The sequence below is a fragment of the Cryobacterium sp. W22_MBD10_FK3 genome, from assembly GCF_052113745.1.
Taxonomy (GTDB): Bacteria; Actinomycetota; Actinomycetes; order Actinomycetales; family Microbacteriaceae; genus Cryobacterium.
Genome location: NZ_JBGQOH010000006.1, coordinates 125,357 through 135,157, shown reverse-complemented (window position 1 = coordinate 135,157; position 9,801 = coordinate 125,357). Strand labels below are relative to the sequence as shown.

Genomic DNA, 9,801 nt, shown 5'->3' with positions numbered 1-9,801 from the left:
GCCGAACCGTTGGCTGGGTGCCTATGCGCCCAGGCTGCCGGCATCCGTTGCGGTCGTGTCGGTGCGGTGGAAGTTCAGGTGGGAGCGGGAGGCGGTGGGGCCGCGCTGGCCCTGGTAGCGGGAGAGGTAGGAGGCGGAGCCGTAGGGCTTCTCGGCCGGCGAGCTGAGCTGGAAGAAGCACAGCTGACCGATCTTCATGCCCGGCCACAGCTTGATCGGCAGGGTGGCCACGTTGCTCAGCTCCAGGGTGACGTGCCCGGTGAAGCCCGGGTCGATGAACCCGGCGGTGGAGTGGGTGAGCAGGCCCAACCGGCCCAACGAGCTCTTGCCTTCGAGCCTGGCGGCCACATCGTCGGGCAGGGTCACGGCCTCGAAGGTAGCGCCGAGCACGAATTCGCCCGGATGCAGAATGAACGGCTCGTCGTCCTTGGCCTCGATCAGCCTGGTGAGTTCGGGCTGATCCTCGGCCGGGTCGATGAACGGGTACTTGTGGTTGTCGAACAACCTGAAGAACCTGTCGAGCCGCACGTCGATGCTCGACGGCTGGATCATCTCCGGGTCGTAGGGGGCGAGCGCGATGCGTTCCGCGTCGATCTGGGCTTTGATGTCACGATCCGAGAGAAGCACGGTGCCAGCCTATAGGCGCAAGTCTTGATAGGCTGGCACGGTTCCATGCGGCCTCGGCGGCCTGGACGCGCGGATGTAGTTCAATGGTAGAACTTCAGCTTCCCAAGCTGATAGCGCGGGTTCGATTCCCGTCATCCGCTCCACACAGCTCGCAGGAACGCGGCGTCGCGGACGTACTCGACCTGGCCGACATGTCGAGGCTGATCGAAGGCTCAGGGGTCATCCGCTCAGGTTACGCGACCGGCCCGTCGTCGTCACGGCGAGGGCAGGCTCACTCGGGGCGGAGCGTCTCGGGTGCGGGAAACGGCAGCCTGAAGCTGTCGCTGTTGGCGCCCACCGCGGAGGCGGCGCCGTATTCGTCGGCCACGACGGTCACCCCGTCGGGGCTCGCCTCGCTGATCCGCACGGGCCGCTCCGTGCCGTCGGCCAGGCGCAGCAGGTACCGCTCGGCCAGGAAGCCGAGGCCCAGTGCCTCCAGGATCTCCTCGGCCTCCAGCCAGTCGACCGGTTCGGTGGCCACCCCTCGGCCGAGGCGATCCACCGGGCGGAATCCTTCGCCCTCCGGCACGATCCAGCCCACCGGCTCGCGGTCCTCGCGGCGGTGTTCGATCCAGTCCTCAGGCAGCATGGTTGCTAGGTCCCGTAGTGGTAGCGGCAGCCGGCGATGCGAATTTCATCGCCTTCCACCTTGTACACCAGGCGATGCTCCTCGGTTATGCGTCGAGACCAATAGCCGTGAAAGCCGTGCTTGAGGGGTTCGGGCTTGCCGATGCCTTCGTTCCCGTTCCGGGCAACGTCACGGAGAAGTGCGTTGATGCGCTTGAGGATCTTCCGGTCCTGGGTCTGCCACCACTCGTAGTCGGCCCACGCGTCCTCGTCCCAGACGAACTTCACTCGACCGGGTCGTGCTCGGTACCGCGTCCGGATTCAAGCCGTTCGATGGAGCCGAGAAGTCGTCGTGCGTTCGCTGGGTTCCGCAATAGGTAGGCGGTTTCCTTGAGCGACTCGTACTCGTCCAGGGATACTATGACTACCGGCTCGTGGCCGGCACGGGTGATGATGACTTCTTCGCGGTCATCAACTACAGCCGAGAGAGTCGCCGCGTAATTGGCGCGTGATTCTGAATAGGTCATGGTTCGCATCGGAGTACCTCCTGTACGTAATAGTGTACGTCAACGGGTTGAGGTCGGCCCGGCGGGCACTGGGTTAGGCGGTCACGGCCTTCTTGACCAGTGCGGCGATCGCCGCTGCGGTCTCCTCGGTGAGGTGGTCCAGCGCGTACGACGAGGGCCACATGCCGTTGTCGTCGTCGAGTTTCGCATCGCCGCTGAAACCGAGCGTCGAGTAGCGCGCCTTGTCCATCTGGCCGCTGCGGAAGAAGACCACGACCTTTCCGCCCTTGGCCCAGCCCGGCTGTCCGTAGTAGAGCTTCGGCAGCAACTCGGGGGCGGCCTCGGTGACGAGAGCGTGCAGACGCTCGGCCATCGCCCGATCGGGCTGCGGCATTTCGGTGATTTTCGCCATCATTCTCTCCTCGTCGGCGGCCGCCTTGTCGCCGGCCTTACCGCGCCGGGCCTCGGCCTTCAGCTCGGCCGCGCGGGCCTTCATGGCGGCGCGTTCCTCGGCGGAGAAACCCGCCCCGGTCGACTCGCTGCTCTCGCTGGCGTTCGGTGATGTGCTCATTGCGGGTGCGTCCCCTCGTGGATTGTCAAGCCATTGGATTTCAATTCCCTGGCTCGTAGTCTGGCAAATAAGGGGAGGAGATGCAGTGCTTGCCAACGATTCATTCCAATTGGCATCGGATGCCCTTTCCGAGAGCCACGGACGCGTCTCCGAACTCGCGCGGCCGTTCCTGCGCTTCCTGCCCGTCTCGGGCGCGTCGGTCTCGACGTTCGGGTCTCTTCTGGGCTCCGAGACGATGTCAGCCACCGACGCGCTGGCCGGGCGAGTCGACGAGCTGCAGTTCGACCTCGGCGAAGGCCCGTGCTGGGACGCCCTCGCGAGCAAACGACCGGTCCTCGAATCCGACCTCGGCACACGCACCGACGTCTCCTGGCCCGCCTTCCTGCAGGAGATCCGCAAGGAGCCGATCGGTGCGATCTTTGCCTTCCCGCTCCTGTTCGGCCCACTCGAGATCGGCGCAGTCGACCTGTACTCCGCCACTCCGGTCTCACTCAGCCCGCAACAACAGGAGCAGACGCAGGCTCTGACGGCGATCATCAGCCGCATTCTGTTGCACCACGCCCTCAACGAGGCCGACACCCCCGGCGAAACGACCACGTTCTCCAGGCGGTCGATCCATCAGGCCACGGGCATGGTGCTCGCCCAACTCGACACCACCGCCGAAGACGCCCATCTGATCATCCGGGCCAGGGCCTACGCCGAGAACCGCCCGATGCTGGCGGTCGCCGAAGACGTCATCGCCAGGAAGATCCGGTTCAGTCCGCTGGCGGAGCCGGGTGAGGACACCCAGTGAACGACACCATCCGCCTCGAACGGCTCATTGACGCCTTCGCCACCCTCGCCGACACCCTCGTGGCCGGGTATGACGTCATCGATCTGCTGCAAACCCTCGTGGAGAACTGCCACGACCTCCTCGACGTCGATTCCGCCGGCATCCTGCTAGCCAACGCCGAGGGCAGGCTGGAGGTCGTCGCCTCCACGAGCGAGGCCAACACCCTCGTGGAGATCATGCAGCTCGACGCCAACGCGGGACCCTGCATGGAGTGCTTCCAAACCCGCGAGGTCGTGTCACTACCCGACATCGACGTTGATTCGTCGCGCTGGCCCGACTTCAGCACCACGGCCCTGGCCCAGGGCATCCACTCGGTCTACGCCATTCCGTTGCGACTGCGGGAGACGACCATCGGCACCCTGAACCTCATGCGCAACGAGCGCGGCGAGTTGAATACAGCCGACATCCGGGCAGCGCAGGCCCTCGCCGACGTGGCCACGATCGGGATTCTGCAGGAGCGCACCATCCGCGATGCGTCGACCCTGCAGGATCAACTGCAGAAGGCCCTGTCGAGCCGGATCATCATCGAGCAGGCCAAGGGTGTGGTGGCAGAGACGGCGGATGTGCCGATCGAGGCCGCTTTCGGCCTGATTCGTCAATACGCCCGCTCGCACCAGACGTCCCTGAGCCTGGTCGCCCGACGGCTCGTCGCCCGGGAGCTCCGTTTGGGCTCCGTTTGGGCTCCGGCGACGGAGACAGACGCGCGGCCGGCTACCCCCGAGCCGCTACCTCCGAGTCCCCTGGGTACGTGGCCGATCAGCCTCGAACGAGGGTCAGTAGGGCACAATGGTGCACACGGATTCCCTGGGCACTGACGCACCTGGATTCGCGAGGCGGAGGACACCATGACCGGCGACACCCAGGACGAACCGATTCAGGCCCAGCGCAGTCACACCGATGCCGACCAGGTGGCGGGCATCCTGTTGCAGCAGGAGGCGGACCTCGCCGGCCAGGACGAAGCCAAAATTCTGGACGCGTTGCGTGAGCGCTTCGCCGACGGCGGCCACCAGGTAGACGACACCGTGCTGCAGGAGCACGCCCGTCGCATCGCCGGCCTCGAACCGAACGACTTCTCCAAGAAGTAGACCCAAGGGCCCGCTGGCCTTGGGGGGCGGGTCAGACCGCGGAGCCTGTGGCGATGTACAGCGCGCTCAGAGCACCGCGGGCGGTGATGGCCACGTTCTCGGAGTAGTCACCGAGCAGCGGCGGCTTTCTCTGCCCGGGCTTGGCGGTCCAGCCCCACGCGGAGTGCTGTCGGATGTCCAACAGCACCGTGGCCAGTGGGTCGCTCGCCGACGGCGCCCGGTCGAGGCGCGCCATGGTCGCGTGGCGCAGCTCCTGATCGAGCGGCTCGAGCCGGCCGCCGCGGTCCCGCAGGAAGCCGTGGGCGCTGACCGCGCCCCTGGCCACCAGGCTGGCGGTGGTCGCTTCCGACGCCGTCGCCCACAGCTCGGTCACGGCGGAGTACGCCTTCCAGGGCTTGCCGCGGGCGACGAACGCCCGCATGACCGCATCGAGGGGCGCGTTGCCGATCGGGGCGGCATCCACCAGCGTGAGCCTGGCGCTCGACGGCTGAGCGAAGCGGGATTTTGTGGCCACGATCCGGCCACGCAGGGCGAGGTCGATGATCGCGGCGACGGCGATGTCCATCGAGCCGAAGCGCAGCTGACCGGTCATGAGCGGCAACGCCAGTTGCAGCTCTTCGGGCAAGCTGAGTGTCGTGCCGACTGCATTGGCACTCGTAATCATGGGGCTGTCTGTAACGGGGCGGTCTGTCACGGGGCAATTTGTCACGGGCGGGCTCCTTCGGTGAGGTGGTTCGAGGTCTGCGGTGCTTCGCGGGCACGGGCGGTGGCCACCAGGATCTGAGGCAGCGACGGCACACCTGTGGCCCGGGTCACCTCGCGCCCTCTGGCATCGCGGATGATTGTCGTCGGCGTGTGCTCGATGTTCAGGGCTTCGGCGCGGGCGGGGTCTCCGGCCACGTCGACCTCGGTCAGCGTGGAGCCGGGCACCAGTTGGAGCACTCGGTTGAGGGCCATCCGGGTCTGCCGGCAGGCACCGCAGAACGACGACGAGAACAGCTCGAAGTGCACGGTGTCGTCATCTGCGCGAGAACTCAGATCGGCGTACAACTCACCCTTCCCACTGTCGATCGGTCGATCAACGCAGTAGTGGATGCAACGCGTGCGCCGCCCATCTATTCCCGATCCGGTGGTTACCCTTCAGTTTCGACCGAGTCGGAAACACGACGGATCAGTGGGCGCGGAGGCCTCCGGCGCCCGCGTCGATGCTGTCGACGGCTGCCGTCATCGACACCAGGAAGTGCTCGATGAGCGCGGCATCCGCCGGGCTGAGCGCTCTGGTCGTCTCGATCATGCGGCCGTGCATGGCGCCGAGGGTCTGGCGCACCTCGTCGTCGGAGCCCGGCGTGGCGGTGACCATGTTGCTGCGCCTATTGGTGGGGTGCGGGGTGCGCTGCACATGACCGCTCTTGGTCAGCCGGTCCAGCAGCGCCGTGACGGATGCCGAGGTCATGCCCAGGTGGTCGGCCACGTCGCGGCCGGAGACGATCCGGTCCTCGCCCTGTGCCTTGATCAGAAAACGGAGTGCCTGCAGGTCGGTCGTGCCCATGTGCATGGAGTCCCGGGTGCGGCGGCGCATGGCTTCTTCGGCCAGCCTGTATTCGAGCAGCGTTGCGATCACGTCGTGGGCGTGGGGCGCGATGAACGGCTCCGCCGAATTCACCGTGGTCAACGAGCCGGGGAAGACGGAGTGGGCGGTGTGCCGGCGGCGGCGTGCGCGTCGATCTCGTCGACCGCTGCCCGCATGTTCGTCAGAAAGTCGATGACAACCTTGGCCTCTGCGGGGTCCAGGCGGTTCGCCACCTCCACCATCCGGGCCGGCACGTCACCCAGCGCGGCGTGGATTTCCTCGTCGGTGCTGGCGGTCGGAACCAGGATCAGGGCACGACGGTCGAAGGGGCTGTGTTCCCGGCGCACCTGCCCGGACCGCTCCAGGCGGTCGATCAGCACCGTGGTCGAGGCACTGGAGATACCCAGATATGCCGTCAGCTCTTTGGGGCCGATGGTTCGGCCGTCCTGCTTGGCTATGAGCAGGTAGCGCAGCGCGAGGAGGTCGTTCTCGCCCAGGCCCATGGACCGTTGGGTGCGGCTGCGCATCGCGGCCTCTGCCGCCCGATACGTGCGCATTGCCTCGAGAACGGCGACGCTGCGCTCACGCTGGGCGTCGTCGGAGTACCAGTAATGCGTGCCCGCGTCCTGTACCGAATATGCCATTTACAAATACTAGTTCCACTAACAAGACGTCGGGCAGAGGTCCAAGGACCCTCCCAGCTAGCGGATTCTCGGCGATTTGTGCATTGTATTTTGGTTCATGTACGTTATTACTAGACAGACGAACTAATAGACCAACTAGCTAACGGGGACGTGATGACGGTGTTCGGTACTCCATCAGGCGGGGAGAACCGCTCCACCGCGATCCAGTGGTCCAGCCCCGCCGGCAACCTCTGGGTCGCCACCGAGAACGGCGACCACGCGGGTCTGGTCGAGTTCGTCAACGGCCACTTCAGCGTGCGCAGCAGCACCGGCTCCGTCGTGGCCGAGTGCAGCAGCATCCCGGCCGCCAAGGACGCGCTCGCCGTGCACCTGGCTGCGCCGGACTCGGGCACCCGATCCACGTTCAATCTGGCCACGTCCCGCACCTTCCTCGGCCGGGTCCCGCGGCCCGGTTACCTGCGCGGCTCTCTCGCCGCCTGACCCACAGTCTTTTCTTCCCACCCACCCACAGTCAGTACCACGAACAGAAAGCAGACACACCCATGGGCTTCCTCGGATTCCTTCTTCTCGGCCTCATCGCCGGCGCCATCGCCAAGCTCATCCTCCCCGGCCGCAACGGCGGCGGCTGGCTGATCACCCTCGTGCTCGGTGTCGTCGGCGCCCTCGTCGGCGGGTTCCTCGGCGGAGCAATCTTCGGCGTGGGTATCAACGACTTCTTCTCGCTGTCCACCTGGGCTCTCGCCATCGGTGGATCCATCATCGTGCTCGTCATCTACGGCGCGGTCACCGGTCGTCGCAAGTAGTAGGCAGCATTAGAAAACACGGCACCGGCTCCGCAAGGGGTCGGTGCCGTTTTCTGTGCCCGGCGCACAGGGTGGTCGTTCAGCCGGCAGCGTTGCTGATTTGGGCCGGGCACTCCCCGCCCGGGGTCGTCGCTAGTTCGAAGTGCCACATCTCATTGGCGTAGGTCTGGCAGAGCCCGTAGTCGGCTCCGTGCTGGCTGAGCCAACTGTTCGCATCGGTGCGGCCGATGTCGACGGCTTCGCCGGTGACGTGCTGGGACCTGTCCGGTGGCAGCACGAATTCGGCGGCCACCTCCGCGCTGCCGTATTCGATCACCGCGGCGTCAAGCAGCGACTGCTGATGCGCGGCGCTCCGCCAACCACTTGTCACGACGAACTCGACGCCGTCTGCGGTGGCGTCGCGGGCGGCGTCTTGCATGGCCGACCGCAGCGCGGGTTCGAGGTTGGCGATAGCGGGCAGGTCGTCGGCGAATGCCGAAACCGCCTCGCCCTCGTCGATGAACCCGTCGGCCACCCCAACGGCGGCCCCATCCGGCCACACCGCGCCAGATGCAGCGTCATCGCGCGGCAGAGTCGACAGCACTGTCGCCACCACCAGCCCACCGAGCAGCACCAGGCTGAGGATCACCACGGTTGTTTTCTTCGACACGGCTGCGTCTCCTTCTCTCTTGGAAGACATCAGTCCAACAGGGGCGCTGTTGCGGTGCCGTCTCAGAAAAGACATACGCTCCCGATACCCCGCCGTTCACTCCGCGGCGGCGCCTGCCGAGCCGGGGCCTGGAAAACGCACCGTCACGTCGAGGCCGCCGGCCGGGCGGGCCACGATCTGGAGCACGGCGCCGTGCACGTCGGCGACGCGGGCGACGAGGGCGAGACCGAGACCGCTGCCCACCGGGCCCCGGCCCGTCCCCTGGCCCGGTCCGGCCGTGCGGGTGGCGACCCTGCCCACGCCTCGAACGAAGGGTTCGGTCAGCGTGCCGAGCAGCGCAGGCGACACCAGGGGGCCGGAGTTGCTGACCGAGATCTCCACGCCTCCGTCGTCCACGGTCTCGGTCCGCACCTCGACCCAGCCGTCGGCTGTGTTGTGGCGGATGCCGTTGAGCACGAGGTTTGCCGCTAGCTGGCGCACCAGCGTGGCGCTGGCGTCGATATCGCCCTCGCCCAGCACCCGGCTGACGGTGATGCCGGCCTCGTCGGCCAGCGGGCCCAGTTCGCGAAGCACGTCGGCCACTGTTTCGGCCACGTCCAGCGGGCTGTGATCGATCGCGCGGCCGGAGTCGATGGTCGCCAGCGCCAGCAGCGCCTCCACCACCTCGATGCCGCGCCGGTTGGTCTCGTCCAGCCGGCCGAGCAGCCGGTCGATGTCCAGCGCGCCCGGATCGGCCAGGGCCACATCCAACATCGAGCGTTCGATCGCGTAGGGGGTGCGCAGCTCGTGTGCAGCGTTCGCGGCGAACCGTCGTTGCTCGTCAAACGAGCCTTGCAGCCTGTCAAGCATCGAGTCGAAGGTCTCGGCGAGCTCGCGGAACTCGTCGTGCGGGCCGTCGAGGCGCACCCGGTGGTCGAGCGACCCGGCGGCGACGCGGCGAGCGACACTGTTGATCCGCTGCAGTGGCCGCAGCATCCGGCCCGCCAGAAACCAGCCGCCGCCGAACCCGATCACCACGAGCACGAGCAGCACCTGCCAGGTGCGCGGCCAGAGCGCGTCGAGGAGGTCGCTGCGATCGGGCATGAATGGGCCTTCGTTGTTGAGGTTTCCCTCGGGCACGAAGCGGAGGATGTAGAACACGAGCGCCATCAGCGCGATGCCCGCCACGAGCAGGAACCCGGCGTAGCTCAGGGTGAGCCGGAGGCGGGCGCTCATGAGCGCCCGCTGACGCCGTCGTCCGCGGCGTCCAGCCGGTAGCCGACGCCGGCCACGGTGTGGATCAGCCAGGGGTCGCCGAGTCGTTTGCGCAACGAGGAGATGGTGATGCGCACGGCGTTCGTGAACGGGTCGGCGTTCTCGTCCCACGCCCGCTCGAGCAGGGCTTCGGCGCTCACCACGCCGCCACGCGCCGCGATCAGCACCTCGAGCACGGCGAACTGTTTGCGGGTGAGCGCGACGTACCGGCCGTCGCGGTACACCTCGCGCCGAAAGGTGTCGAGCTTCAGGCCGGCATGCTCCTGCACCGGCGGGGCGCCCTCGGCGGGCCGGCGGCCCAGGGCGCGCAGCCGCATCACGAGTTCACGCAACTCGAACGGTTTGGTGACGTAGTCGTCTGCGCCGATCTCGAAGCCGCGCACCTTTTCGTCGAGCAGGTCGGCGGCGGTGAGCATGAGGATGCGGCAGGGAAGACCGGAGGCCACGATCCAGCGGGCCACGTCGTCACCGTGGGTGCCCGGGATGTCCCGGTCGAGGATGACGGCGTCGTACTCGTTCACCGCCAGGTTCTCCAGGGCGGTGTCGCCGTCGCCGGCGATGTCAGACGCGATGGCCTCGAGCCGGAGTCCGTCGCGGATCGCTTCGGCCAGATACAACTCGTCTTCGACGATCAGTACGCGCATGCCCCCATCG

General features: G+C 67.0%; 17 protein-coding genes and 1 tRNA gene. 6 read left to right on the top strand and 12 right to left on the bottom strand.

The window, feature by feature from the left end; genetic code table 11:
* Positions 1–21: 21 nt before the first annotated feature.
* On the bottom strand, positions 22–627 hold the full coding sequence (gene dcd, locus ACEN2M_RS08725) for a dCTP deaminase (protein ID WP_441647724.1): 606 nt from the start codon (positions 625–627) through the stop codon (positions 22–24).
* 69 nt (positions 628–696) lie between these two features.
* On the opposite strand from dcd, the gene ACEN2M_RS08720 reads away from it, so the two are divergent.
* Positions 697–770 (top strand) — tRNA-Gly (locus tag ACEN2M_RS08720).
* Positions 771–898: 128 nt separating this feature from the next.
* On the opposite strand, the gene ACEN2M_RS08715 is transcribed toward ACEN2M_RS08720, so the two are convergent.
* The 4 genes from ACEN2M_RS08715 to ACEN2M_RS08700 form a co-directional block, all read right to left on the bottom strand.
* Positions 899–1,255 carry a hypothetical protein gene (locus ACEN2M_RS08715; protein ID WP_441647723.1) on the bottom strand — a complete coding sequence of 119 codons (357 nt, stop codon included), beginning with the start codon at positions 1,253–1,255 and terminating at the stop codon, positions 899–901.
* 5 nt (positions 1,256–1,260) lie between these two features.
* Positions 1,261–1,521: a Txe/YoeB family addiction module toxin gene (locus tag ACEN2M_RS08710; RefSeq protein ID WP_441647722.1), complete on the bottom strand. Its 261-nt coding sequence runs from the start codon at positions 1,519–1,521 to the stop codon at positions 1,261–1,263.
* Positions 1,518–1,760 carry a type II toxin-antitoxin system Phd/YefM family antitoxin gene (locus ACEN2M_RS08705; RefSeq protein ID WP_441647721.1) on the bottom strand — a complete coding sequence of 81 codons (243 nt, stop codon included), beginning with the start codon at positions 1,758–1,760 and terminating at the stop codon, positions 1,518–1,520. The genes ACEN2M_RS08710 and ACEN2M_RS08705 overlap by 4 nt, the downstream gene beginning before the upstream one ends.
* A 73-nt stretch (positions 1,761–1,833) precedes the next feature.
* Positions 1,834–2,310, bottom strand: coding sequence for a DUF1801 domain-containing protein (locus ACEN2M_RS08700; RefSeq protein ID WP_441647720.1), 477 nt, complete (start codon positions 2,308–2,310; stop codon positions 1,834–1,836).
* Positions 2,311–2,395: 85 nt separating this feature from the next.
* On the opposite strand from ACEN2M_RS08700, the gene ACEN2M_RS08695 reads away from it, so the two are divergent.
* Genes ACEN2M_RS08695 through ACEN2M_RS08685 form a run of 3 tightly spaced genes read left to right on the top strand, consistent with a single transcriptional unit; the run spans position 2,396 to position 4,227 of the window.
* Positions 2,396–3,103 carry a GAF and ANTAR domain-containing protein gene (locus ACEN2M_RS08695; protein WP_441647719.1) on the top strand — a complete coding sequence of 236 codons (708 nt, stop codon included), beginning with the start codon at positions 2,396–2,398 and terminating at the stop codon, positions 3,101–3,103.
* Positions 3,100–3,957 carry a GAF domain-containing protein gene (locus tag ACEN2M_RS08690; RefSeq protein ID WP_441647718.1) on the top strand — a complete coding sequence of 286 codons (858 nt, stop codon included), beginning with the start codon at positions 3,100–3,102 and terminating at the stop codon, positions 3,955–3,957. The genes ACEN2M_RS08695 and ACEN2M_RS08690 overlap by 4 nt, the downstream gene beginning before the upstream one ends.
* Before the next feature lie 30 nt (positions 3,958–3,987).
* Positions 3,988–4,227, top strand: coding sequence for a hypothetical protein (locus ACEN2M_RS08685; protein WP_441647717.1), 240 nt, complete (start codon positions 3,988–3,990; stop codon positions 4,225–4,227).
* Positions 4,228–4,258: 31 nt separating this feature from the next.
* Here ACEN2M_RS08685 and ACEN2M_RS08680 read toward each other — a convergent pair whose 3' ends face one another.
* The 4 genes from ACEN2M_RS08680 to ACEN2M_RS08665 all read right to left on the bottom strand — a co-directional run bounded on the left by ACEN2M_RS08680 (position 4,259) and on the right by ACEN2M_RS08665 (position 6,441).
* The gene (locus ACEN2M_RS08680) at positions 4,259–4,891 is read right to left on the bottom strand and encodes a GPP34 family phosphoprotein (RefSeq protein ID WP_441647716.1); all 633 of its coding nucleotides are present in this window, start codon (positions 4,889–4,891) and stop codon (positions 4,259–4,261) included.
* A gap of 41 nt (positions 4,892–4,932) precedes the next feature.
* Positions 4,933–5,277, bottom strand: a complete 345-nt coding sequence (locus ACEN2M_RS08675) for a thioredoxin family protein (protein ID WP_441647715.1) — start codon at positions 5,275–5,277, stop codon at positions 4,933–4,935.
* Positions 5,278–5,398: 121 nt separating this feature from the next.
* Positions 5,399–5,890: a MarR family winged helix-turn-helix transcriptional regulator gene (locus ACEN2M_RS08670; RefSeq protein WP_441647786.1), complete on the bottom strand. Its 492-nt coding sequence runs from the start codon at positions 5,888–5,890 to the stop codon at positions 5,399–5,401.
* A gap of 5 nt (positions 5,891–5,895) precedes the next feature.
* A complete protein-coding gene (locus tag ACEN2M_RS08665) occupies positions 5,896–6,441 on the bottom strand; it encodes a MarR family winged helix-turn-helix transcriptional regulator (protein ID WP_441647714.1) in 546 nt (181 codons plus the stop codon).
* Positions 6,442–6,594: 153 nt separating this feature from the next.
* Between ACEN2M_RS08665 and ACEN2M_RS08660 the strand changes: the two genes are divergently transcribed.
* Both ACEN2M_RS08660 and ACEN2M_RS08655 read left to right on the top strand, forming a co-directional pair.
* Positions 6,595–6,921 carry a hypothetical protein gene (locus tag ACEN2M_RS08660; RefSeq protein WP_441647713.1) on the top strand — a complete coding sequence of 109 codons (327 nt, stop codon included), beginning with the start codon at positions 6,595–6,597 and terminating at the stop codon, positions 6,919–6,921.
* A 62-nt stretch (positions 6,922–6,983) separates the two neighbouring features.
* Positions 6,984–7,244, top strand: a complete 261-nt coding sequence (locus tag ACEN2M_RS08655) for a GlsB/YeaQ/YmgE family stress response membrane protein (RefSeq protein ID WP_441647712.1) — start codon at positions 6,984–6,986, stop codon at positions 7,242–7,244.
* Between the two features lie 79 nt (positions 7,245–7,323).
* Here the strand turns inward: ACEN2M_RS08655 and ACEN2M_RS08650 are convergent, their stop codons facing one another.
* The 3 genes from ACEN2M_RS08650 to ACEN2M_RS08640 all read right to left on the bottom strand — a co-directional run bounded on the left by ACEN2M_RS08650 (position 7,324) and on the right by ACEN2M_RS08640 (position 9,791).
* Positions 7,324–7,893, bottom strand: a complete 570-nt coding sequence (locus ACEN2M_RS08650; protein ID WP_441647711.1) for a M15 family metallopeptidase — start codon at positions 7,891–7,893, stop codon at positions 7,324–7,326.
* Between the two features lie 96 nt (positions 7,894–7,989).
* Entirely contained in the window at positions 7,990–9,108 is a 1,119-nt protein-coding gene (locus ACEN2M_RS08645) for a sensor histidine kinase (RefSeq protein ID WP_441647710.1), read from the bottom strand.
* Positions 9,105–9,791: a response regulator transcription factor gene (locus ACEN2M_RS08640; RefSeq protein ID WP_441647709.1), complete on the bottom strand. Its 687-nt coding sequence runs from the start codon at positions 9,789–9,791 to the stop codon at positions 9,105–9,107. The genes ACEN2M_RS08645 and ACEN2M_RS08640 overlap by 4 nt, the downstream gene beginning before the upstream one ends.
* Positions 9,792–9,801 lie beyond the last annotated feature (10 nt).

Coding starts and splice junctions, on each gene's coding strand:
- ACEN2M_RS08715 (WP_441647723.1), bottom strand. CDS start 1,255: ATGCTGCCTGAGGACTGGATCGAACACCGCCGCGAGGACCGCGAGCCG.
- ACEN2M_RS08705 (WP_441647721.1), bottom strand. CDS start 1,760: ATGACCTATTCAGAATCACGCGCCAATTACGCGGCGACTCTCTCGGCT.
- ACEN2M_RS08700 (WP_441647720.1), bottom strand. CDS start 2,310: ATGAGCACATCACCGAACGCCAGCGAGAGCAGCGAGTCGACCGGGGCG.
- ACEN2M_RS08685 (WP_441647717.1), top strand. CDS start 3,988: ATGACCGGCGACACCCAGGACGAACCGATTCAGGCCCAGCGCAGTCAC.
- ACEN2M_RS08680 (WP_441647716.1), bottom strand. CDS start 4,891: ATGATTACGAGTGCCAATGCAGTCGGCACGACACTCAGCTTGCCCGAA.
- ACEN2M_RS08665 (WP_441647714.1), bottom strand. CDS start 6,441: ATGGCATATTCGGTACAGGACGCGGGCACGCATTACTGGTACTCCGAC.
- ACEN2M_RS08660 (WP_441647713.1), top strand. CDS start 6,595: ATGACGGTGTTCGGTACTCCATCAGGCGGGGAGAACCGCTCCACCGCG.
- ACEN2M_RS08655 (WP_441647712.1), top strand. CDS start 6,984: ATGGGCTTCCTCGGATTCCTTCTTCTCGGCCTCATCGCCGGCGCCATC.
- ACEN2M_RS08645 (WP_441647710.1), bottom strand. CDS start 9,108: ATGAGCGCCCGCCTCCGGCTCACCCTGAGCTACGCCGGGTTCCTGCTC.
- ACEN2M_RS08640 (WP_441647709.1), bottom strand. CDS start 9,791: ATGCGCGTACTGATCGTCGAAGACGAGTTGTATCTGGCCGAAGCGATC.